Source organism: Paenibacillus sp. UASWS1643 (assembly GCF_008693195.1).
In the GTDB taxonomy this organism is placed as follows: Bacteria; Bacillota; Bacilli; order Paenibacillales; family Paenibacillaceae; genus Paenibacillus; species Paenibacillus amylolyticus_B.
This window is the reverse complement of the sequence record NZ_VXKZ01000112.1, coordinates 141,140-165,537: the sequence shown is the minus strand read 5'-3', so window position 1 is coordinate 165,537 and position 24,398 is coordinate 141,140. Positions and strand designations below refer to the sequence as shown.

Sequence of the window (24,398 nt, the reverse complement as noted above, 5' to 3'; positions counted from 1 at the left end):
GATGTTTATACCAATACTCTATATATCCTATGAGTTAAGTCGGTTTTAAGATGGTACGAAACGTAGTGTACATTGAATAGGGTTCATCTCAGTTATGCCAAATCAGATACAACTTGCTTCTTTGCAGCCGTGTAACGGTTAACCGGAATCTGTACCCCAAGATTCCCCCGCAAAGTATCGTGTTCATAGTCCGTACGATACAGACCGCGTTCTTGCAGAATCGGAACAACCAGTTCCACAAAATCAGACAATCCACTTGGCAGCTCCGAAGCAATAATGAAACCATCCGCGGCTTCCGTCTCAAACCATTCCTGAATCTTGTCAGCGACCTGCTCCGGTGTGCCCAGGAATTTGCTTCGTGGTGTTGCTGCCCGCAGAGCTACTTCACGCAAGGTCAATCCTTGCTCTTTGGCATCCTTCTTGATCTTGTCGGTTCCACTGCGGAAACTGTTGCTTCCAATGCCATTCAGCTCCGGGAATGGTTCATCCAGCGGATATTGGGAGAAATCATGATGTTCGAAGAAACGTCCCAGATAATCCAGCGCTTTATCAATGGTAACCAGGCTCGCGATCTCCTGATATTTCTGTTCAGCTTCCTCTTCGGTCTGTCCAACAATGGGATTGATGCCTGGCAGAATAACAATATCCTGTGAAGAACGTCCATAGGAAGCCGCACGTGTTTTGACATCCTTATAGAATGCCTGTGCATCTTCAATCGTATCGTGTCCGGTAAAGACAGCATCCGCTTCTTGCGCCGCCAGCGTTTTGCCATCTTCCGAAGAACCTGCCTGGAAAATCACCGGCTGTCCTTGCCGTGAACGGGCAATATTGAGCGGACCTTGTACGGAGAAAAACTCTCCTTCATGATTAAGCGTGTGCAGTTTGGATGGGTCGAAGAATACACCGCTCTCTTTGTCTCTTACAAAGGCATCATCCTCCCAAGAGTCCCACAACCCTTTGGTTACCTGTAAATATTCCGCGGCAATGCGATAACGTTCCGGATGCGAAGGGTGACTGCTCTTGCTATAGTTCTTCGCTGTACCTTCCAGCGGAGAAGTCACGACGTTCCAGCCTGCACGGCCATCACTGATCTGATCGAGGGAACCAAACTGTCTGGCTACGGTGAACGGATCACTATAGGATGTCGAGAGGGTACCCACCAGTCCAATGCGTGAAGTAACGGCAGCCAAAGCGGAGAGGATACTGATTGGTTCGAAGCGATTCAGGAAATGCGGAATGGATTTCTCGGTAATATACAGACCGTCTGCGATAAAAACAAGATCGAACTTGCCTTCCTCCGCTTTCAGTGCCTGACGTTTGTAGAATCCAAAGTTAACGCTGGCATCCGACAGAACCTCCGGGTGTCTCCATGTGGTGTTGCTTCCTCCAACCCCATGAATAATGGCTCCAAATTTCAAACTGCGTTTCGCTGTCATATGCACTCCGCCTTCCTTGGATTAGAATCTTCAAAAGAATGATCAAGGGCCAACTGAACTGATTACGTATGCGAAATAACTTAAAAGTTAACTATTCCTATGAGTTTGGTTTGTTTTAATTTCACAAATCTTATCACTGCCCCCCTAAAAGGGTCAACAGCGTGACTAATAGATTTTTTCTATATGAACATTGAAGATGTAAATAAGACCATTTACATCCCAAGTGAGCCTTAGGTTATGAACGTTCCGGCTGCTGTACAAATGCGATCTTGCATCATGCAGCAGCCGGAACGGCTTGCTCCAAAGGTATATATCAACTCCCGTTAGACTGCTGCCGCTTCGTCCGCTCGTGCCAGAAGTTCCGCCAGCTTCTCCAGATCAGGTTCCAGCAAGGCTTCAAACTTGCCGTCCCCTCCCACTTCAATGACAGGTACATGCCGAATGCCATATTTTGCTTCAAGCACATCACGCAGCACGTCATTACCCTGCACTTCAATGTTCTCAAAAGGCTGGTTTCGCTCTGTCAGAAATGCTTTCACTTCCCCGCAGAAATGACAGCCTGTTTTGCTCCACAGCACGACTTTTTTGGTTGATAATGACATCGACATACCTCCTGATTGTTTTTAAGATCAAGATCTGGGCGATTGAATATGAACGCCCTAGACCTTCAATTCCCATCCGTTAAATAAGAATTATGGCTCTAAATGTACTCCCGTGCCCTTCCTGCGTCAATGGATCTGCTAATAGAATAAACCTATAACCAAATAGAAAGATTAAATTATAAATTTGAAAGATGGCTTATTCTACAGGAATGAATCGCTATTGGCCCCTCCTAACCTGGTTAAAAGCTTGTTTTGCTAAATCAGTGTACAACTCGATCTGATCCGGACTTCGATCTATGGCCCACCTCAAGGTATCGAAAGCTTTCAATAACAACACATACCTGGCTTGATTCAGTTCACATTCTCGCTCTTGTGTACTTGTCCCATAGCCTTCTAAAAACGCTCTCAATTCTTCCTTGTCAGGACCCTCCCCCCTTAGCTGGCATTGCATGAGTTGAGTGATATCGCCATACGGCACGACGTTGACCTCCGCATTCCCCCAGTCCAGAAGGGTAATCTCACCCGTTGAACTTACGATTGTATTCTTCAAGGAGAGATCGCCATGGCATAAACCAAAGCGGAACTTTTGCAATTTCAATTGTTCGAACCATTGCCTTACGAACTGTGATTCCTTCATCGTCATCACACCAAGCTCGATCAGCGGGTCCTGCTCCGTCAGACTATTGATATTGTATTGCACATATCCTTGCCAACTTCCATCTGATCCTGCATGAGGGGGAGAGTAAAATTTGTTTTGTACGGGATCGTGCATTTCCCTTCCGAAACCTGCCACTGGGATGGATTGCATACGTTGTGTGTACTCACCGAGTTTCCTCCAAATCACGGACGGGGGCACTGTCGTATCCAATCCGTTATCCCCTTCCACAACCGTTTGAATCATATAGGCATGTTCAGCGTTGACCCCAACGGATAATGTCTGTGGCCCAGGAATACCGGCACTTGTTGCTCGTTCGATGCACCATTTTTCTTTCAAAAAGGTGGGATATGTATCTGGATTATTCATCCGTACAATCACTTTATGACTTGCCGTTTCCACCAGGCAGACCTGATTAACAAAACCTTTACCCACGATATGATGTGAGCATGTTACTTTTTCCAGCAAAAAATCACTGGCAATCTGTTCAGCTTGGTTAACTATAGAATTCTTCACCGTGCATCCTCCCTCAATCGCTATACTTTAAGTGGTCTATATAAGTTGAACTAATCATTTATACGATAACGAAGAGGACAGAAAAAAAACTGAAAAAGCGAAGCTACAAGCTTTCTGCAAGAAACCTGCCTCGGAAGCATACGCTCCCCCCGGATTTCCCCTTGAGAAAGGGGAATCGAAAAAATCTGGGGATAACAGCGATTGGAAGGTTATTCTGTCATCGTAGTGTCAGTATAAATAATCTTTAGTTCAACTTATATAGCTACCAACTCATATGTAATATTCGGATGCGGAATGAATCCGAGCGATTACACAGGGTACCGCCACATTTTCCATTCCGCATCATGCTGCTGATTCGTATAACTAGATCGCCTGAAATTACAGATCTGGGTTCAAGAGCTGAGGTGGGGCGATAATAGGCCAGCCTTCTTCCATCGAATTCAGTTGGTCCGCAGACACGCTGATAATATGCCCAGAATGTACACCCCAACGTTCTGCCGCATAGACCGATACAAATCGTCTCCGCTTGTCTCCGCTGATCTGATATCGAATCTCGGGTGCATCCACTGCAGCAACAATACTTCCTTCTGCCCAGCCATTGTGAGAACCATAAACCGCTGTCGTATGCACCTGTTGTGATTCCCTCGGCCATCCATGCAACTCCCCCGCTGATATCAGTGCTTCTCCGGCAGGAATGGCGAGCAGATCCGGCTTGGCAACCTGAACAGGAGATATTCCACGCGGTACAGGGATGTTCAGCTTACGCCGCCGACCGCCAGTTAAAGTATAGACATCTCCTTTGGCATCGGACAGGAACGAACCTTCCGGGTAGAAATCATAACTGTGTCTGAACTGTAATGCTGGATCTTGGCTGCCCTGCGTTGAGAATCGCTGACGCGGATCCATTGGGTTTGTGTCACCATCCTCTTGTTGACCGGATGGGGTACCAGAGGTTTGTTGTCTAGCCAAGCGGCAGGTTTCGGCAACCAGCGCATGGGGATCTCCCCACTTTTGGCTATAAAACTGCTCGTTATCCTTATTCACTACAGCAAAGTCTTGCTCACCCAAGGCTTTCATACTGACACTTCCGAAGTGGTGGATAAAAGCATCCCCGGCTACCGCAAGCTGGTATCCAGCCAGCTTCACCCGAATGATCCAGTCATCATCTTCGAAATTGCCCACCGCGTATCCTTCGTCCAGATAACCTACCCGTTCCAGCAGCTCCCGTGAGAACAGCCAGCAGAATCCGACCAGGCGATCGGTTATTCGATGTTTGTCTGCATCCGGACGATTATGTGTGGCGGCAAAAGACCACATCTCTTCTACCTCACGGTACGGAACCTCAATCTGCTGATCCCCGCCAATATAGTTGGTCACTGGACCCACCACACCAATCTTCGGATCACTTGCAAGACAAGTCATCATGTTATCCAGCCAGCCCGGAGTAACGAGCGTATCGTTGTTCAGCACGATGATATGTCGTCCTCTCGCCATCATCAGCCCATGATTGACACCTCCGGCTAACCCCCGGTTCTTATCGAGGGCAGCCACCCTCACCATACCACCTTTGCGGAGCATGGCCTCGGCAGTTCCATCCTTGGAGGCATTATCCACGACAATGATCTCGAAGGGGGCAGGGGTATGCTTTTCGATACTCGACACACATTGCAGCACATATTCCCGCTGATTGTACGTGGGGATAATGATGCTAACTCCTTCAAAAACAAGACCAAACGAGCTCTGTCCCTGGCGGACACCTTCGTTGTATCCTCTGGTATACCCCTGTTTGTAGAGCCTGGCGCCTTTGGCTGTGCGCCTGCTTTTGCCTTTACGTCTGGATTTCCGCATTGAGCGACGACCTGCTGCATGCAGGACTGCCATGGCAGGTCGCAAGACATCGTGCTGTGTGGCACGGCGGGCCACTTTTTTTTCGCTGCTCATGCTGCCATTCCGGTTGTTTTCACTGCGGCTGTTGTCACTGTGAGTGCTGATATTTGGAGTGATGTTGTGATGACTGTGGCCATTCCGACGGATGACGTTTCGAGCATTAACCTTGTTGTTACGACCATGACGTCCTTCCCCGCGCTGTTGATCGGGTGTGCTCATGTTGCTCCCTCCATTTCCACTTGTCCGTGAGGCTAACACGCACATGACCAGCCCCCGGACGGTCCACTAGAGTTGAAGCTCTCCTGTTACCAGTTTGTCAGCCAAATGTCCAAAATCCAGAGCGACCTTGCCGAGTTCACCTGCAATTCGCCGACACAGAATGACCGCCGGAATTCCCGCCGCCACCAAAGCGATATCAAAAGCATGTTCTGCGGTTTGCTGCATTACCCTCGGAATATCCATGACTCCCGCCACAGAACCAATGATACCTGTGACATGAATCCCCCGGTTATGCAGCAGTGCCGCAAGCTCTGGTGCCTGGCTGCCTATGAGCAGAACCCGCCGTCCTTGCAGCAAGGGCAACACCAGGCCGGACTGATGCAGACTGTAATTGATCGTGGAACTGGTCAATTTCAGCTGGGACCAGTCGATCCCGAAGTGGTGCAATACCGGAAATAACAGCCCCTGGAATGTCGGCGCCCGCGAGATCGGCACGCCAACCCAGTCGGCGGCCTGTATGGCTTCCGCAAGCATCGCGCGGATGTCTGGCGTTGAGCATGGCACCCCTGCATAGGGCAGAAACGGTGCCAGCTCCTGCACTTCCTGACCTGGCAGCACCGTATCGGCTGCCAGCGTGAGCAGTTCGCCATCTCCGAGGCGAACGACAGACAAGGGGCGCTGCGCATCCAGCGCCGCCATGATGTGTCCAGCCATCTCATGCGGGCTGGACAGCCGGGTCAGGCTGGGCGCATATTGGCGAAATCCCGCCGCGATCAGATCTGCCGCCGCCACGGCAGGCAGAATGTGATCCGGAGGGATGTGCTGCGCCACCAGCGCCTCCCCGCCGGCGAATACGCCGTCGCGGTAGCCCTCGGCGTAGCCGCCGGGCACGGCCTCCGCCTGCACTGCGTGTTCCGCGAGCTGTGCAGGCGCAGGCAAGCCCTTGGCGCTGCCCGCCTTCGCGCCAGCAGCGCCATCCCGCCCCGCGGGAGCGACACCCTTCGGATGTGTCGCCTGGCGCGGGGCGGGGCCAGCACCGCTGGCAGGCATCGCCTGTGGCGTGCTGGCTTGCGGTGCTGGCATGGGCGCACGGCGCATCGCCGTGCGCTGCTTGGCGCGGGCAGCGGCACGCCGGCCCCGCGCGGGTGCAGGCCTGCGCCAAGCATTGGCCTGGCGCAGGCCGGCTTTGCCTTTGCCGATGCGGCTGGCTCTTGCCGCTTTGCTCGCGCTCGCAGAGCCAGCTTTGCCTGCTCTGCCAACAACACTGCCCGTGTTGCTCGCTTTGCCTGCACGGACCTTATGCGCTGCGCCGGCAGATGTACCCGCTTTGGTCAGGGTACTGCGTTTCCCTGACTTCACACCTCTGACTCCAGCAGACCCTGTACCTGCTGCTACCGAAGTGCCACTGCCCATAAATACGGCCGGGTGGATGCCCCGGGGTTTACCCGACACGGAGGCCCTGGCGGCCCCGGTGCGTGTCACTACTCTCACGCCATTCCCTCCTTTGGCATGCACGAGGATTGTCGCTGCGCAAAGCGCCGGAGCATCCTTCCAGCTCCGGCGCAGAGTGTTCTGCTCCCATGGGGCACCGCACAGCGGCAGCATCAGTCGCATATATTTTAGGGCAATTGTCCTTTCATACGGACAGCTGCTTCCTGGAGCGATTCAAATGTACCTGCATCACTCCAGTATTTCTGCAAAATGTCGTATTCCAGTCCGCCAGCAGACGCGTAGTGATTATTCACATCCGTAATTTCAAGTTCTCCACGCGCAGACGGCGCAATGTTTCGAATCAGGTTAAATACATGATCATCATACATGTATATGCCCGTCACACAATAAGAGGTTTTCGGCTGGCTTGGCTTCTCCTCAATGTACGAGATTCGCTCTGGATGCTTTGGATCAAAAACAGGCACCCCGTAACGTCTTGCATCATCCACCTCTTTGAGCAGAACTCGCGCTGTACCAGCAGGTTGCTGCATGTAACGGTCCACATAAGGCTTCAGATCATCGCTGAAGAGATTATCACCGAGAAGCACTACAAATTTTTCGCCAGGAAGAATAAAGGAAGTTGCCAGATCCAATGCTTCCGCAATCCCGCCTGCCTTTTCCTGAATGCGATAAGTCAACTTCACCCCATGCTCCGCTCCTCCACCAAGATACTCTGTATATAACCCGGCGGAATGTTTGTTGATCACAATCAATAGTTCATCAATGCCTGCCTGGCGGAGCCTGTCGATGCCATACATAATCATCGGATGTTTACCGACTGGAAGCAGATGTTTGTTAATGAGCCGGGTCAGCGGATACAGTCTAGTTCCTGTTCCGCCGGCAAGAATTACACCTTTCATTCCACGTTCCCTCCTTCATCGGATATGTCCATATATTCAAGCGGATCGACATGCCATTTGTTCATAAAAATCGAACGATTACGCTCAAGCAGCTGTTTCCACGCTACCGGATCTGTCTTCTGGAAGCTGGCACTTCCCTGATGATGCACGAGAACATCTCCACATACCAGCAGGCGATATCCCTGCAATCTTGCTCTATAACAATAATCGTCATCCTCATAGTGTCCCGGTGAATATGCCTCGTCAAGCAGTCCAACCGATTCCACGACATCTCGTTTCATCAGCATGCACAGACCGACGATCCGGCGCACTTCTCTCCACCTTGAAGAATCCGCAATATTATTGGAATCGGCCAACTCCTGAAAATGTTCCATATCCCGAAACTGAAGTTCAATCTGCTGGATGCCGCTTGCATAATTCGTAACAGGACCCGTGATCCCAATACTTGCGTCACTGTACAGAGCCGTTCGCAGGTTCTCCAGCCAACGGGGCGTGACCGTAACATCATTGTTCAACAGCAACAGCTCATCCCCGCAAGCTGCACGAAGTCCAGCGTTACACGCTGCGGGAAACCCCCGATTGTCCGGGAACCTTACAAATCGAATTCGCTCCAGCGCACAATATTCAGCCGTTCCATCCGTCGAACCGTTATCTACCACGATAATTTCATATGACGCAGGATCGCCCGAGTATTGACGTATGGCATCGATGCAGGGCCTGATCAGATCCAGCCCATTGTAAGTTGGGATAATCATACTCGTCAGTGTCATTAGGCGTTCCTCCTGTAAGCCACTTCTACACGGGACAGTGTATGTGCCTGGGCTGGATTCCAACCTGTACCCAGCAATGTAGCCAGGGCCTCCAGATGATCTCCGATGATCAATTTGGCGACATCATTCCCACTTCCCGTGTTACCAGGACGCAACCGATTGGAACGAATAACATCCACCTGACTTGGTGCCGAGACGTTCATTCCATGCTGAATAGCTAGACTTTGTGCTTTAGGTGGAACGGCCAGTGATGCTGGCTTCACGGTCTGAATCATACGACGAGATAATGCATGAGGCACGGCTGTCATGGAGTTGGAACCAAGATCTGCCCTGCCTAATGTTCGGTTCAGATACGCTTTGATCCGGCTTACCTCATCCTGCCCGGCAAACGCAGGAAGCAAAGACGTCAGATTATTCAACGCCACATCCTGTCCCCGATCAACCGCGAACAGAAAGGGTGCAAGCTGTTCAGCCGAGACGACCATATCTCCATCCACAAAAAGTACCGTCTCCGCATCCGTCATCTTGACTCCAAGTGCCCGGCCCACATCATGTCCTGCCCTATCCGGTTCATAGATTACTGTAAGTCCCGGCTGCCTTAGTACCTGCTTCAAACTGTCATCTGTTGTTCCATTCAGTACCACAATAATATCCGTCAGAGGCAACCGCTTTAGTTGCAATAACACCTGCCCCAGCGTGTGTTCCTCATTACAGGCACAGACAACGGCAGCAGCCGAATGACGAAGAGGTAGCGGCAAGATCTGGAATGAATGCCCCGAGGCCTGAGCATAACCTTGCATAAATGCCTTACCTGCCTTCAGAGCTAGCTCGAAGTTGCTTAGCTCCGCAACGTTCGCCGCGTGTGCATTCCATACGAGACGTGCGTGCTTTTCTGATACTGTGTTGTTCGCCTTTGCCTCGCTTCCTGCAACTTGCCCCGCTTTCCACATCAAGTGCAGATCTACTTGGCCAGACTTTGATCGGCTTCTTTTCGTTTTTTTAATATCTAAATGTTTCTTGTTCCTAAGACGCTTGTTCATTACTGTTCTTCCTGCTGTCGTTTGTCTATTTGTTGTCCGCCTGCGGCGGACAACCCCTGAACGTCCTTTCATTTCCTCACCTCCAGCATGCTGCATCATCCGATGCGACATGCTTACCTCACCAGGTTGCGAACACGTTGCAGATCGGTATAACCTCCGCGGGGACCGAGCGTATCCGTAATCCACTTGATCGCTGCCATATGATCATTCAGTACCACTTGACTGAGCGGATCAGGTCCGCTTCGCTTCTTGATTCGTACTGCATTCATTCTACCCACAGGTACGTGATGAACAGCGCGTACCCGAAGTCCGCCGATCACTGCCTTCGCTTGTGCGAGTGGCGGAACTTCCAGTGAGGATATCCCCATGACCTCAAGTCCTTTTCGGCTTATTGCATGTGGAATAGCTGTCATGGATGCCCCCCGGAGATCGGATCTTGCGAGTATGCTGTTCAACATGTGTTTGGCCTCCACTACCGGATGAACGGGATGATGAGTGACCGGCCCATGGTAGTCGTTAAGCGCCACATCCGTTCCCTTCAGCACAGCCTTCACGTAAGGCGCAAGATGCTCTGCGGGAATTGCGATATCTGCATCAGTAAATAACAATACCTGACCGCGCGCCTCCGCTGCGCCTACTTTTCGCCCTCCATCATGCCCCAGCGCTTCTGCATACGTGAGCACTCGTGCTCCAGCCCGTTTGGCTGCGTTAGCCGTACCGTCTGTTGAACCATTCACAACGACAAGCACTTCAGCATCACGGCATATCCGCCGCGCTTCACGGACAACTGCACCAATCCTTTTCTCCTCATTCATGGCAGGAATAATGACCGAGAGCATCGGTCGCTGAGAAACATCCCTGTGTGAAGGAGCATCACTCATGCCATTTTCCGCTCCATTCTCTACTCTATCCTCAGCCTGTGACATCAGCTGTTTGGATGGAATAACGAACGTATAGGCCTTTGTACCCTTTTTGTGTCCAGACTTCCATCTTCGTTTCTTCAGCACTGTTTTTCTTCGTGTCACATTGGATCGGGTTGCATAACGTGCTGTGGTACGGGTTTTGCGCAACAGTTTCACCTCCCGCATTCGATCATCGGCATGCCAAGGGAGTACACGTTATTCTATGTATTCGTGGAGCAGTGGAAACGGCGTTTGTCCTTGCACTAAGCAGGTTCTCCCTGTGAACACGAGGGTACAGGCCTTGTTTTTAGACAAAATACGCCAAAATATGTAAAAAACGCTACCTCTCCCCTACTTCAGATACAATTTTAACAAAAATCTAAATTTGTATCTTTTCCAAAGTTTTACATTGTGATAATATACGTTCCAAGCAGTTTTATTTACAAAAATAACCTTGTGGTGAACATAAGTTCCCATATATTTTTTAAATCAATTTATTGACCTTAGGTTGATTAGATGATGAACTCATTCACAGAACCTGTTAAGCAGATACATTTTACTCTTGAGAGGAGTGATGCCGTTCAGAACACACTGCCTTTGTCATTTACGCAAACCCGGATTGAACACCCCAGTTTTCCGTGAAAGTATCTTCTACCTGCGCACTTGAACAACCCCCGGCTTTCTGAAAGAGGAACACAATAGACGATTAAACCTTCGGGCTGAACTGAATAAACGGTTATCCTTTTTGTTTGGTGTCGTGCTTAACACTTCCCGAGCTAAGGCCAAGCCGATTTTGTTCCAATCGTTTCTTGTCTTATTCCACGCTTCAGGTTCAGCCCCACGCTCCGCGCTGCCCAAGTTGCAGACGGAATTCCAACCGAGACTGGCATGAACATTTTCCAACCAAAAAATAAGTTTAAGAATGGGAGAGTTTACTATGAAATTCGCCAAAGTTATGCCAACAATTCTTGGAGGAGCTCTTTTGCTCGCTTCCGTATCCTCTGCTACTGCAGCTCCAGTGTCTGATCAATCCATTCCACTTCAGGCCCCTTATGCCTCTGAGGAGGGTATTCCATTGAACAGTGGAACAGATGACACCATCTTTAATTACCTTGGACAGCAGGAACAATTCCTGAATTCCGATGTGAAATCCCAACTCAAAATTGTCAAAAGAAACACAGATACATCTGGCGTAAGACACTTCCGCCTGAAACAGTATATTAAAGGTATCCCGGTTTATGGTGCAGAACAGACGGTCCACCTGGACAAAACCGGAGCCGTGAGCTCCGCACTTGGCGATCTTCCACCGATTGAAGAGCAGGCCATTCCGAATGATGGTGTAGCCGAGATCAGCGGAGAAGACGCGATCCGTATTGCAACCGAAGAAGCAACCTCCCGGATTGGAGAGCTTGGCGCCGCGGAAATCACGCCTCAAGCTGAATTGAACATCTACCATCATGAAGAAGATGGTCAGACGTATCTGGTTTACATTACGGAAGTAAACGTACTGGAACCTGCCCCTCTACGGACCAAATATTTCATTAACGCAGTGCATGGCAGTATCGTATCCCAGTTTGACCTCATTAACTTTGCCACTGGAACAGGTACAGGTGTGCTTGGAGATACCAAAACCCTGACAACCACCCAATCCGGCAGCACCTTCCAACTGAAAGACACCACTCGCGGCAATGGCATCCAAACGTACACGGCAAACAATGGCTCCTCACTGCCTGGTAGCTTGCTCACAGATTCGGATAATATATGGACTGATCGTGCAGGTGTAGATGCTCACGCTCATGCGGCTGCTACGTATGATTTCTACAAAAACAAATTCAACCGTAACGGTATTAATGGTAACGGATTGTTGATCAGATCAACCGTTCACTACGGCTCCAATTACAATAATGCCTTCTGGAACGGGGCACAGATTGTCTTTGGTGACGGAGACGGAACGACGTTCCGATCCCTGTCTGGTGACCTCGATGTTGTGGGTCATGAATTGACGCATGGTGTCATTGAGTACACAGCCAATCTGGAATATCGTAATGAACCAGGTGCACTCAACGAAGCCTTTGCCGATATTTTCGGTAATACGATCCAAAGCAAAAACTGGCTGCTCGGTGATGATATCTACACACCTAACATTCCAGGAGATGCGCTGCGCTCCCTCTCCAATCCTACATTGTATGGTCAACCTGACAAATACAGCGATCGCTACACAGGCACACAGGACAACGGCGGTGTCCATACCAACAGTGGTATCATCAACAAAGCTTACTACCTTGCTGCTCAAGGCGGAACACATAATGGTGTGACTGTCACCGGAATCGGCCGGGATAAAGCGATCCAGATTTTCTACAGCACACTGGTGAACTACCTGACACCAACGTCCAAATTTGCCGCTGCCAAAACAGCTACCATTCAAGCAGCCAAAGATCTGTACGGAGCAACTTCCGCTGAAGCTAATGCTATTACCAAAGCGTATCAAGCTGTAGGCCTGTAAAATCTTATTTTAATGAACTTATAATGTACTCATCATAAATGGTAACAAAACGTTCTGACACCCCTCACCGTCCGAACGGATTAAGCTTAGATCAACCAAAAGCGGTGTCCCGGACAACTCTGGACACCGCTTTTGTCATTTATTTATTACTGATACAATCCTGCACTATCCTTGCGAAGGTCCCGCAGCAATCCATGACAACAACCCGTACGTATGCTTGCAATCTGCTGTACGTGACACTTCAAGTACCGCTTCATCCTCACTCTGCGAGAGCAAGGAAATCTGGAATCCCCGATCATTACTCATGCCCACAATCACATAATGTTCTGAAGCAAATGACTCTTCAAAAACAACGGTTACCTCTGTGCTTCCTTCACTCTCTGGCAGTACAAAAGCTTCCATTCCGAATTGTTGTACAACCGGTTGCTTGCTTACGCTGCGAACGGGTTGGAAGGCCAGATGTTTGGCCTGAACTGCACCCGATTGCAACTGGCTGCTGCCCACGGCATCATTACACAGATGCTCTTGTGTAATCGATTGTTCACTCAACATAAACTCCGTAGTTCCAGCGAACTCCTGTGACCGTTCAAGCTGTGGTGGCTGAGCCTGATCTGCCTGCTCCGTCGTGAACAAAGCTGCCGATGGTTCGCCAAGCTGATCTGTTTGGGATATCAACTCTTGTTGTTGCTCCAGACCAGCACTCGGTAATGCCTCGACGATTACCTGCTGTGATTGCTGTACACCTTCATTTTCTGGTTGAAGCAATCCCTCTTGTCTTTTGATAGCTGCCAGTTGCTCCAGCGTTTCTCCACTGAACTGACGAATCGCATTCCATATCTCTTCGCTCAGATGCGCTGGACCTACAATCCCCGCATTCAAATGATTAGAGGTAATACTCTGCTCACTCAGTTTGCTGCCGTTCACGCTGCCATCGGCCAATTTGGCACTGGTGACAGACCCATTTTGCAGATGAACCCCGCTTACTGCTTCCTCTTCCAGATGAGTTGTGCGAATACTGCGCTCCTGAATATGATCAGCAAGGATCGTTCCATCCTGAATATGCCGAGATTGCACACTTTTGTCTGCCATATGGATAGCCGATACCGCACCCTCAAGCAATTTATTACCGTTTACACTGCCGTCAGCCATTTTGGCACTTGTTATGGAACCATTGTGCAGATGAATCGCACTTACCGATTCCGCTTTGAGGTGGGAGATCCCAATGCTTCGCTCTTGGATATGGTCAGCATGTATGGCTCTCTCTTGGATATGACGGGATTGCACACTTCCATTGGCAATATGGACATCCGACACCGCATCTTCAAGCAGTTTGCTGCTGCTCACACTGCCATCGGCCAGTTTGGCACCCGTTACGGACCCATTTTGCAGATGAATGGCACTTATTGCTTCTTCCTCCAGATGGGACGTACCAATGCTATGCTCCTGAATATGATCAGCAAGAATCGCTCCTGTCTGGATATGGCGAGTTTGCACACTTTCCGATGCGATATGGCTCCCCAATACAGTATCTTCGAGCAATTTGCTGCCGCTAATGCTACCGTCAGCCAATTTGGCACTTGTTACGGACCCATTTTGCAGATGAATCGCACTTACTGCTTCCTCTTCCAGATGGGCTGTGCCTATGCTTCGCTCCTGAATATGATCAGCTTGAATGGCTCCTGCCTGAATATGCCCGGATTGCACACTTTCCGATGCAATATGAATCCCGGATACCGTACCTTCGAGTAACTTGCTGCCTGTTATACTGCCATCAGACAGTTTAGCACTCGTTACAGATCCATTTTGCAAATGAATCGCACTTACCGACTCCTCTTCCAAATGTGCTGTGCCGATGCTCCGCTCTTGAATATGATCAGCATGAATGGCTCCTGCCTGAATCTTACTGGATTGCACACTATCGTCTGCAATGTGGATATCCGATACGGCTCCTTCAAGCAACTTGCTGCCGGTTACACTGCCGTCGGCCAACTTGGTACTTGTTACAGATCCATTTTGCAGATGAATGGCACTTACTGCTTCCTGTTCCAAGTGAAGCATGCCAATGCTGTGCTCCTGAATATGGTCAGCAAGGATTACTCCTGCCTGGATATGGCGGGATTGCACACTTTCAGAGGCGATATGGATTCCCGACACCGCATCTTCGATCAACTTACTGCCGGTTACACTGCCGTCGGCCAGTTTGGCACTGATGACAGACCCATTTTGCAGGTGAATCGCACTTACTGCTTCCTCCTCCAGATGGGTTGTGCCGATGCTGCGCTCCTGAATATGGTCAGCATGAATGGCCCCTGCCTGAATATGCCCGGTTTGCACACTTTCGGACGCAATATGAATCCCCGATACGGTTCCTTCAAGCAATTTGCTCCCGTTTATACTGCCATCCGCCAGTTTGGCACTTGTTACAGATCCATTTTGCAAATGAATCGCACTTACTGACTCCTCATCCAGATGAACTGAGCCAATACTGCACTCATGAATATGCTCAGCAAGGATTGCTCCTTCTTGGATATGACGGGTTTGCACACTTTCATTGGCAATGTGAGTAGCCGATACGCTTCCTGCGGCTAATTTGCTGCCATCCACACTACCCGTTGCTAGTTTGGAGCGTGTTACAGATTCATCCTGCAAAATAATCGTACTTACCGCTTCTTCTTCCAGATGAGACGTTCCGATGCTGCGTTCATGGATATGATGAGGAAGAATTTCACCATCTTGAATATGACGGGAATGCACAGCTCCTTGCTGCAGGTGAATAGCACTTGTCGACTCTGCCTGAAGATGCAAACCACTGATCAAACCTGGCTGAAGGTGAGCCGCTGTAATGGATAAAGGTGCCAGATGGTCTGTTTCGACAGCTCCAGGTGCCAAGTGATGCGATGTGACCACCTGTTCAGCAATATGCTCCTCATGAATGATGTCTGCCTTCAGATGCTGTGAGCTCACTACTTGAGTCCCCAAATGGTCAGATTTCACGCTGCCTTCAGCCAGATGGACGGATTGTACAACGGATGGCTGCAAGTGCTCGCTACCTACAGCAGCCTGTTGTAATTCTGTCCCGGATACCGAGTCTGCTGTCAAATGGTCCGCATTTATGGAGCCATGCCGAAGTTTGTTGCCGGTAATACTGCCATCAGCAAATAATTCCGGTGAGCGTATTTCTTCCGACAAATGTTCCAGTGAAACGGAATGCTGCTTCAGGTGATACCCACGAATGGTTCCTGCTGGAATATGTTTGGCGTTAATGCTTTCTGCCATAATCTTGGAAGAAGTCACGCTGCCGTCTGCCAGTTTAGCTGACGTGACAGCAAAATCCGCCAGTTTATCTGTTGCAACACTTTCTGGTGAGAGCTTGGGGGAGGTAACCGCATGATCTGTTAGATGAGGCGGAAAAATGGACCCACCCGCCAGCTGGGCTGAAGTTACACTATCAAGAGCCAATTTGTCAGTTGTGACCGCGGCCCGTGCAATTGCATCCGTTTCAACACTGCCCGGCTGGAGATGAGGTACACCTACGGCATGTTCTGTCAGGTGTTCCGATTTCACTGCATAAGGTCTCAGCGCCTCGGAACCCACGCTGCCTGGAGCCAGATGTGTACCCGTGACTCCACCACTCGCAAGATGCGAGGATATAACACTTCCCGGGGCAAGCGCTCTGCTACTTACCGATGCCGTTCCAAGCTTTTCTGTTGTCACACTTCCATCCGCGAGTTTAACGTCTGTAACGGCCGCATCCTGCAATTCATACGTACCCACGGCCGACTCTGCAAGATGTCGCTCACACACCACGTCGTCTGCAAGAGCGTCTCCGGACACACTTCCGGCAGATAGATGAGTTGCCTCGATGCTTCCACTTGCAATGTGAATGGAGTGAATTGCAGAATTGTCCACATGTACCGGTGTGATTCCCCGATTCGCAATGTGTTCCGCACGAATGGACCCCTTGGCAAGATGTTTACCTTGTACGGCTTCATCCGCAATTTTGGAAGAAATGACGCTCTGATCAGAGATCTTGGATGCCGTAATGGACTGCTCCAGCAATTTTGCTGTTCCCACAGACTGGTCTGCCAGTTTGCTGCTGGTTACTGCACCTTCCTTCAAATGCTCACTGCCCACTTCTCCATTGCCAATCTGCTCCTTGCCAACGGAATGAGCGCGAATCTGACTTGATCCGATTGAACCGTCCAGGAGATGTCTTCCAGTTAGTGAACCCTCAGCTAAATGTCTTGTTTGTATGGATCCATCCTCTATCTGGTCACTTCCAATACTGCCACTTAATAGTTGTGAACGACCGACAGACCCTTCTGCCAGATGTGTCTGTTTAACAGCACCTGCCTGAATGTGGTGAGACTCGATGGATAGTTCTTCGATTTTGCTGCCTGTGACTGCAGATTCCCGAATTTTGGAAGTAGTCACTGCATCGTCAGCCAATTTGGAGGTATTCACAGCTCCCCCCGTGAGATGTCTTGTATCCACCCCGCTAATCGCAATCTTGTCTCCAGTTACGGCATGATTCTTGATTAATTCTTCCGTTACCAGCATGCGGCTGAGATGCCTTGTGCCGATGGAACCGTCGGCAATTTTGGCCGAATCGATGACCTGATTGCCAAGCTTCTGAGAAGTAATACTGCCATCTCTGATTTTCTCACCGGCAATAGAAGCATTTCGTATTTTATGACCAGACACAGAGCCGTCAATCAGGTGCTCCTCAGATACAGACGCTTCCGCAAGTTTCGCCGAAACGATGGCCCCGTCGGCAATGTGAATGCTGGTCACCGCATAATCCTGCAATGCTTCACTGCCGACCGCATCTGGTTTCAGCTTGGAGGCATCCACAGAGAAAGGAGCCAACTTGCTCTCCGTAACAGCAAATTCACTCAAGTCGTCCGTGTAAATGTAGTGTCCGGTATGACCCGGCATCTGGTTTTGGTTCAGGATTTGCAGCCGATCCTTGTTTGTTATCTCCTGTTTGTTGATGTCCTGCTCTTCTTCCAGAGCAACCGGAGCCAAGCTGCTAACCTGAATCTGCTTTTCCGTGCTATCTTGTGTCTCAACTTCCTTGCTATCAGACTCTACGGGTTCCGGTTTGATTTTGGCTTCGATCTCTAGCTCTTCCAGCTCGTTTGTTGAAGCAGGTAGCTCCGTTGGTTCAAATAGGAATTCTTCCGACTCCTGAACAGCTCTCGAATCCCTTTTATTCGTATTCAAGCGTTCTTCCCTATTCACAGTGAAACCTGAGTTCATCTTGTCTGCCCGGCGATCGGTCAGTTCCAATTCCTTAAATTTCGGGCTCACATGCCGCAGTTTCGGCGTCGGAACCTTCTTTTTGCCATTTTTACTCATGCAGCTTGCTCCTTCCTCTAACGTTCGTCTCCGGCATCATATGCTTCCATATGGGCATCTGCCACTTCATTTATGACTTTTACGGATTCCAGAGCACGAATGTACAGGCGTCAAGACAGGAAGGTTCGATGATCTTCGTGGAAATAGGCGTGTCAGGGCAGCAGAGGAAAGGCGGCTGTCCACGCCCCCGTCCCAGTCATGTCATAGGATATTATATCTAGGTCGTGTCTGAAAACTCGCTGAAGTGCATCTTTCACCGTCTTTTCGCCCCCTGCTACGTCACTTTCCCTTGACGTGCCCCGGCACGCCTGCGGAAAACTTCCTTGCTTGGAACGAAAATTCGGCAAAACCTGCTTCCTTCGGAGTTTTAGACACGCTCTGAGCAAGCACTAGTGCTTGGCGATGCATCTTACACACCGGTCTGCGTTATCGCGATGTCTGAGCCATGCGGTGACAGGCCGGCATTCCATGAATGGACGATCCATGGTCGCGATAACATCGAAGGAGGAACGGTCATGCTCCAAGAAACGATCGGCATTATGTTCGATTCACGCATGTACCGGGGGATACCGGCCGGAAGGACCGGTCAGGAATCACTCGCGAATTATGAACAGGCAGCGGCCAGTTATGGATTAACTCCCTGCTTTTTGAGGCTGGAAGATATCGATTCGGATCAAAAAACATGTCTTGCCTATGTTAAAAAAGAAGGCAGATATGTTCGCGAGCGCATGCCACTGCCCTCCGTCATTCATAACCGATCACTCCAGCTTCGCCGGACGGAACAGCATCAGATTACCAAGCTGATGTTGCAGGGTATCCAGGTATTCAACGTTCGCAACCGGTACCGTAAAGATCACATTCATGACATGCTTCATCAGGACCTCGCCTTGCGAGAACACCTGCCCCATGCAGTTAAAGCTACGCCAGAGTCTCTGGCCTATATGATGGAACAATATGATGACCTCGTCATCAAACCATGCAGTGGCAGCATCGGTCATGGTATTATGCGAGTCTTTGAGCGAGATGGACAGTGGAAACTAACCTGTGAGACGAAGGCTGCACGCAAAGGGTGGGCTACCTTCCGATTGAGCAAAGGACAGCTTCCTTCCGCCACCCTAAGGCGGATCTTTCGCCATGCCTACCTCATTGAAGAGCGTATCCCACTGGTACGTTATGAGGGCAGGCCGGTAGATTTGCGGGTATCTGTACAACGTGGCGGCGATGGTCTTTGGGGAATAACAGGCATGTTTGCCAAAGCGGCTCCTGCCCATACGTTTGTCAGCAATATCGCCCAGGGAGGTAAAGTCATGAAGCTCGCAGAGGCCCTTGGATTAGGAGAATCTGGCTTTGACCTGGCTCGACTGGAATACAGAATCGGACTCGTTGCACTTCGAATTGCCCAGAACCTGGCGGCCAGTCTGCCACATCTGGCTGATCTGGGTCTTGATCTCGGGATAACGCGCAGCGGCCAGATCTATTTTATTGAATGCAATGGACGGGATCAACGTTACGGTTTTCGCAAGGCGGGGATGTCGGAACACTGGAAGGCAACGTACAGCAAACCAATGGCTTATGGGCGTCTGCTGCTGGAACAGAATTCGAGGATTCCGAGACAACCGCAGACATACGATAGGAGACTATATTGATTTCGTGTGCATTCTGTGTCAATATTATGCAGAACGGCCGGTCTTGCCGGCCTTGAAGTTCGCATTAACCCTAAGGGGGATATTCATGGCAAAAACGCTGTTGCGATTAATGACCGAGCTTTCTTCGCGCAAATGGATCTCCCGGACAGTGGGAGCCTTCTCCAAAAGCCGGGGAAGTAAGGCATTTATCCCTTATTTTGTCCGGACCTACGACATCCCTGTTCAGGAGGCCGAGAAAGACTGGAAGGAATACCGTTCACTGAACGATTTCTTTACCCGCAAATTAAAGCCGGGCATGCGCCCGTTGGAACTTTCAGAGCATGCACTGATCAGCCCGGTAGATGCCAAGATTACGGCAGCCGGTCCAATATCTGCAGGGACACTCCTGAATGTTAAGGGACAAAATTATACACTTGCTGAATTATTAAACCATTCTCCCCATCTGGAGAAGTACAAGCACGGGTACGGGTTCGTCCTCTATCTCAGCCCTCGCGACTATCACCGCATTCATGCACCTGTCAGCGGCCGCAAAATAGAGAGCGAACACATCAAAGGCAAAGTTTATCCCGTGAATGACTTTGGCCTGACCCATATGAGATCCGTGCTTAGTCGAAACGAACGGCTCATTACGTATATCGCACACGATTACGGTGAAGTGGCGGTTGTCAAAGTGGGTGCGATGAACGTGAGTAGCATACAGTATGCTAACGCGGACACAAGTACCTGGGCACAGGGCGATGATCTGGCCTATTTTGAATTCGGTTCCACCGTTGTGCTGCTGACGCAGAGTGGCACATTCGAACCAAACCCGGGCTTACAGCCAGGCGATTCGGTCAAAATGGGTGCATTGCTTGGTCGTTTGAAACCGAAGAACTAAATGAGTCATACGCAAATAAAGAGGATGGCGCAGCACCTGTAACCAGGTATTGCGCCATCCTCTTTATGCCTTCATATTGATCCATGTATACATGCAATACGAAGCTTCGCTCCGTCGTTATTGGTCTGCTGAGTTCTTCTCAAAACCACACATCTTGCAAGTCCTCTGCCGGTTTGAAGCGACGCAGACGGTTCCGGAAAATATTGCATCCCTTCGTAGAGCATCCCCGGTTGCGGACCCGACGTTTTCCGTTCATCACAAGTTCCCCCTTTTTGGTCATCTGGAATGCTAGATAATTACCCTTGCGTTCCAGACTTGAAACGGTTTCCTGTTCTTCACATCAGAATTTTAACGAATCTCGGACGGGCTTTTGCCGGTGTATTGCTTGAACTGACGACTGAAAAAGAAAATATCCCGGTAACCCAGAGCATCCGCCACTTCGGTCACATTCATGCCGGTATGCACCAGCAGATGTTCCGCCCGTTCAATACGCATGCGGATAATATAAGATTGCACCGATGATCCCACCAGTTCCTTGAACTTGATCGAGAAGTATCGGGGCGATAAGCCAGCCCGCGCAGCCAGATCTTCCACCCGATGCGTAATCCCCGGATGCTGACGCACATAATTGGCGACCTCCTGGATGACATCGGACAACTGGTTGCTTACCTTTTTCTCCACAGGTTCTTCTGTATCGGCGCGCAGCAAATGAATCATCAATTGTTTCAGAATCAATCGGCTCTCTTCATCGCGTCCGTACACATCCGATAAGAACAGTCTTACATAACGTGCCAGTAAGTGCTCAAATTCCACGGTCTCCTGTACTTCACGATAAGACTGCGGAACATCAGCAACAGGCACGTCCACATCAAAGTGAATATACGTAAGTACCAACGGTTTTTGCTTATTATGTGTCGCAGTAGGATGATCTCCTGGCCTGAACAAAAAACAACTACCCTTGCCAACTTCATATGACTGGTCATTCAGTACAAGCGTTCCTTCACCACTCCATACATAAAATAAATCATAGTTTTGCATCGGTTTTTCCCGTTTCTGCCACTTCCAGCCCGGTTCACAGACAATTTTGGCGACAGCGGGCAAAATAACAAATGATGACGGCGATGCCTGCAGCATGTCGCCACTCCCCCTTGATAGTTAATCTCTCTGCATATGGCATCATTCTGATCTGAATCTCACAACTTCAATCAAGGCCATATGTATTTCAGTATCTTGCATGATTAAATACAACTTGCTCATATATAATCTCTGCTCCTACAGGAGCGAAATGTCTTATCCCATTATACAGCGGAATTCACCGAAACGAAAATGTGCACTTCTCCCAGGCTAACCGCATTCGCCGGATTCCCTCTGTCATCTCTTCTTTCTCCAGATGTGCAAAAGCAAAGCAGGCCGCCGGATGACCTGAAGTCAGCCGATATCGCTCTGCATCACGGAACAATATGCCATCCTCCTCAGCAAGCTTTTTAAATCGCTGATAACTGTCCACATCGCCATTCCAGGTAGCGTAGATATGCAGTCCTGCATCACCAAGCTGCATCGTGAATGCTTCCGGCAACTGTAGTTCCATCTCTCGGACAAAAAAATCATGCCGTTCCCCGTATAACCGGGTTAACCGCCGTAAGTGCCTCAGGTAACCTCCTCTGGTCATAAATTTTGCCAGTGCGCGCTGCTCTAACAGCGCCGGAGGTACCGGTTCATACAACGCTTTGGCGGCAAGGAGAGGTTCTACCAGACCAGGTGGCAGTACAGCATAGCCAAGTCGGAACGAAGCAACCATCGTTTGTGAGAATGAACCAACGTAGATGACGCGCTGTTCACGATCAAGCACTTTGAGGGGTTCAATTGGTCTTCCGCCCCATCGGAATTCACTGTCATAATCATCTTCAATGATGACCCCATTCCGCTTTGAGGCCCACGCAAGCAAGGCACGTCTTCTATCCAATCCCAATACGGCCCCTGTTGGAAACTGCCGGGTAGGGGTGACAAATAACGTCTGTGCCTCCCAAGGCTGAGGAATAATGCCTGCGGCATCCACCTCTGCCGGGATGATATGCCCACCACAGGACTTGACGGCATGGGCAATGCCCGGGTAACCCGGATTCTCCAATACAACTGCTGTATTCTCCGTAATCAGCAATTGAGATAGCAGGGTGATGCCTTGCATTGAACCACTGAACAATACAATCTGAGAGGGTTCAGCCTGAATACCACGTGTCCATCTGAGATGGGAGGCGATGGCCTCACGCAGCTCCGGATCTCCCGCTACACCGCTGGATTCTCGCCAACCACTGCGATGAACCGCAGCGAGTGCGCTTTTCCACTCCCCTAACGGGAAATGTTCTGCAGGCATGCGCTGCATTTGAAAATTAATGACGGACGCCTTCGGTGAAGACATTGGAGTCCGCAGGACTTCATGTTGCGTATTCAACATCTGTACTCGTTCCCCCCAAGCAGACAGCTTGAGAACGGCTTCCTGTTTTTCATTTTCCTGAGTGGATAATGTTTCGGTGACAAATGTACCTCTTCCCCGATGTGCATGGACATAACCATCCGCAAGCAGCATGTCGTATACCTGAGCTACCGAACCACGTGACATCTCATATTGCTTTGCCAACTCACGGGTGGAAGGAAGTCTCGTACCTCCCACCAATGTGCCTGCATGAATGGCATCACGTAACGCATGATACATTGCCTCATACTTGTATCGATGCTGAGTTTCATAGTTATCCATAGGCAGCCACAATTCGATCATGCACCTCTCTTCATTGTATTCATCTGTGATCTCCAACTAATTGGCCTACTAAAGTGAATGTAAATTGGATCTATTTCATTGTCAATGTATGAACTATTGTTATCCATAAGAGATGGCATTCTATTATATATTGATGGGGGAATACGCATGAGACGGAAAGAATTCACAGTAGATGAAGAACAGGAGATTACCGAGTTTCTGGATCAGTGCTCCTTCGGGTTTCTGGGAACGGTCAGTCCGGATGGACAACCACGGGTTACACCGCTGAATTTCGTTTATATGGACGGTTGCTTTTATTTCCACGGCAGTCTGGCTGGCGAGAAGATGAAACAGATTAAACAGGATTCGTCGGTCAGTTTCACGGTAGCTGAGGAATTCTCCTTGATTCCATCCTATTTCAGTGATCCTGAGCTTGCTTGTCCGGCGACTTCTTTCTTCAAAAGTGTCATGGCCTTTGGTCAGGCAGAACCGGTTAAAGATCTGGACATCAAAGGTAAGGTGCTGCAACGATTTATGGAAAAACTCCAACCGCAAGGCGGATATGTACCGATCGACGCTAATGACTCACGTTACACAGGAAACCTCAAAGCTGTAGCCGTTGTAAGAATTATGCCGGAACGAGTCACTGCCAAATTTAAATTCGGACAAAATTGGTCCATTGAACGCTTGGATCACATACGTGGTGAACTGGAACAGCGCAATGAGGGACGAGATGCTGAAACCGCTGAGATGATGCGGAAATATTGTCCATTTCATCAGCAATAAGTTTCATTTCTTAAGGATTACTCCCAAGGTTGAATTCAACGATAACCCACTCGAAAACCCTCTGCAACAACGCGGTAAAGCGATATAACTGTCAT

General features: G+C 49.8%; 17 protein-coding genes. 5 read left to right on the top strand and 12 right to left on the bottom strand.

Annotated features, from left to right (window positions below):
• Window positions 1-92 precede the first annotated feature (92 nt).
• The 9 genes from FE296_RS19905 to FE296_RS19865 all read right to left on the bottom strand — a co-directional run bounded on the left by FE296_RS19905 (window position 93) and on the right by FE296_RS19865 (window position 10,555).
• On the bottom strand, window positions 93-1,436 hold the full coding sequence (locus FE296_RS19905) for an LLM class flavin-dependent oxidoreductase (RefSeq protein WP_124117584.1): 1,344 nt from the start codon (window positions 1,434-1,436) through the stop codon (window positions 93-95).
• Window positions 1,437-1,759: 323 nt separating this feature from the next.
• On the bottom strand, window positions 1,760-2,038 hold the full coding sequence (locus FE296_RS19900) for a glutaredoxin family protein (RefSeq protein ID WP_124117582.1): 279 nt from the start codon (window positions 2,036-2,038) through the stop codon (window positions 1,760-1,762).
• A gap of 217 nt (window positions 2,039-2,255) precedes the next feature.
• On the bottom strand, window positions 2,256-3,209 hold the full coding sequence (locus FE296_RS19895; RefSeq protein WP_150366072.1) for an aminoglycoside phosphotransferase family protein: 954 nt from the start codon (window positions 3,207-3,209) through the stop codon (window positions 2,256-2,258).
• A 378-nt stretch (window positions 3,210-3,587) separates the two neighbouring features.
• Window positions 3,588-5,315, bottom strand: coding sequence for a glycosyltransferase family 2 protein (locus tag FE296_RS19890; RefSeq protein ID WP_223868956.1), 1,728 nt, complete (start codon window positions 5,313-5,315; stop codon window positions 3,588-3,590).
• A gap of 66 nt (window positions 5,316-5,381) precedes the next feature.
• A complete protein-coding gene (locus FE296_RS19885) occupies window positions 5,382-6,029 on the bottom strand; it encodes a GT-D fold domain-containing protein (protein WP_263364246.1) in 648 nt (215 codons plus the stop codon).
• A 905-nt stretch (window positions 6,030-6,934) separates the two neighbouring features.
• Window positions 6,935-7,666, bottom strand: a complete 732-nt coding sequence (locus tag FE296_RS19880; protein ID WP_124117579.1) for a sugar phosphate nucleotidyltransferase — start codon at window positions 7,664-7,666, stop codon at window positions 6,935-6,937.
• Window positions 7,663-8,436 carry a glycosyltransferase family 2 protein gene (locus FE296_RS19875; RefSeq protein ID WP_124117577.1) on the bottom strand — a complete coding sequence of 258 codons (774 nt, stop codon included), beginning with the start codon at window positions 8,434-8,436 and terminating at the stop codon, window positions 7,663-7,665. Before FE296_RS19875 ends, FE296_RS19880 begins: the two co-directional genes overlap by 4 nt.
• Window positions 8,436-9,548, bottom strand: coding sequence for a glycosyltransferase family A protein (locus FE296_RS19870; protein ID WP_167483783.1), 1,113 nt, complete (start codon window positions 9,546-9,548; stop codon window positions 8,436-8,438). Before FE296_RS19870 ends, FE296_RS19875 begins: the two co-directional genes overlap by 1 nt.
• A gap of 41 nt (window positions 9,549-9,589) precedes the next feature.
• Window positions 9,590-10,555: a glycosyltransferase family 2 protein gene (locus tag FE296_RS19865; RefSeq protein ID WP_223868962.1), complete on the bottom strand. Its 966-nt coding sequence runs from the start codon at window positions 10,553-10,555 to the stop codon at window positions 9,590-9,592.
• A gap of 580 nt (window positions 10,556-11,135) precedes the next feature.
• Here FE296_RS19865 and FE296_RS33810 point away from each other — a divergent pair.
• Window positions 11,136-11,270: a hypothetical protein gene (locus FE296_RS33810; RefSeq protein ID WP_263364237.1), complete on the top strand. Its 135-nt coding sequence runs from the start codon at window positions 11,136-11,138 to the stop codon at window positions 11,268-11,270.
• 45 nt (window positions 11,271-11,315) lie between these two features.
• Complete coding sequence (locus FE296_RS19860; RefSeq protein ID WP_150366070.1) at window positions 11,316-12,881, top strand: M4 family metallopeptidase; 1,566 nt, start codon at window positions 11,316-11,318, stop codon at window positions 12,879-12,881.
• A 165-nt stretch (window positions 12,882-13,046) separates the two neighbouring features.
• Here the strand turns inward: FE296_RS19860 and FE296_RS19855 are convergent, their stop codons facing one another.
• Entirely contained in the window at window positions 13,047-18,242 is a 5,196-nt protein-coding gene (locus FE296_RS19855; protein ID WP_150366069.1) for a WIAG-tail domain, read from the bottom strand.
• Window positions 18,243-18,757: 515 nt separating this feature from the next.
• Between FE296_RS19855 and FE296_RS19850 the strand changes: the two genes are divergently transcribed.
• Window positions 18,758-19,888, top strand: a complete 1,131-nt coding sequence (locus tag FE296_RS19850; protein WP_091020862.1) for a YheC/YheD family endospore coat-associated protein — start codon at window positions 18,758-18,760, stop codon at window positions 19,886-19,888.
• An 85-nt stretch (window positions 19,889-19,973) separates the two neighbouring features.
• On the top strand, window positions 19,974-20,765 hold the full coding sequence (gene asd, locus FE296_RS19845; RefSeq protein ID WP_150366068.1) for an archaetidylserine decarboxylase: 792 nt from the start codon (window positions 19,974-19,976) through the stop codon (window positions 20,763-20,765).
• A 348-nt stretch (window positions 20,766-21,113) separates the two neighbouring features.
• Here the strand turns inward: asd and FE296_RS19840 are convergent, their stop codons facing one another.
• Together FE296_RS19840 and pdxR are read right to left on the bottom strand one after the other, a co-directional pair.
• Window positions 21,114-21,899, bottom strand: a complete 786-nt coding sequence (locus FE296_RS19840) for an AraC family transcriptional regulator (RefSeq protein ID WP_036605807.1) — start codon at window positions 21,897-21,899, stop codon at window positions 21,114-21,116.
• A 178-nt stretch (window positions 21,900-22,077) separates the two neighbouring features.
• Window positions 22,078-23,538, bottom strand: a complete 1,461-nt coding sequence (gene pdxR, locus FE296_RS19835; RefSeq protein WP_223868954.1) for a MocR-like pyridoxine biosynthesis transcription factor PdxR — start codon at window positions 23,536-23,538, stop codon at window positions 22,078-22,080.
• A gap of 147 nt (window positions 23,539-23,685) precedes the next feature.
• Between pdxR and FE296_RS19830 the strand changes: the two genes are divergently transcribed.
• Window positions 23,686-24,303, top strand: coding sequence for a pyridoxamine 5'-phosphate oxidase family protein (locus FE296_RS19830; protein ID WP_124117565.1), 618 nt, complete (start codon window positions 23,686-23,688; stop codon window positions 24,301-24,303).
• Window positions 24,304-24,398: the final 95 nt, after the last annotated feature.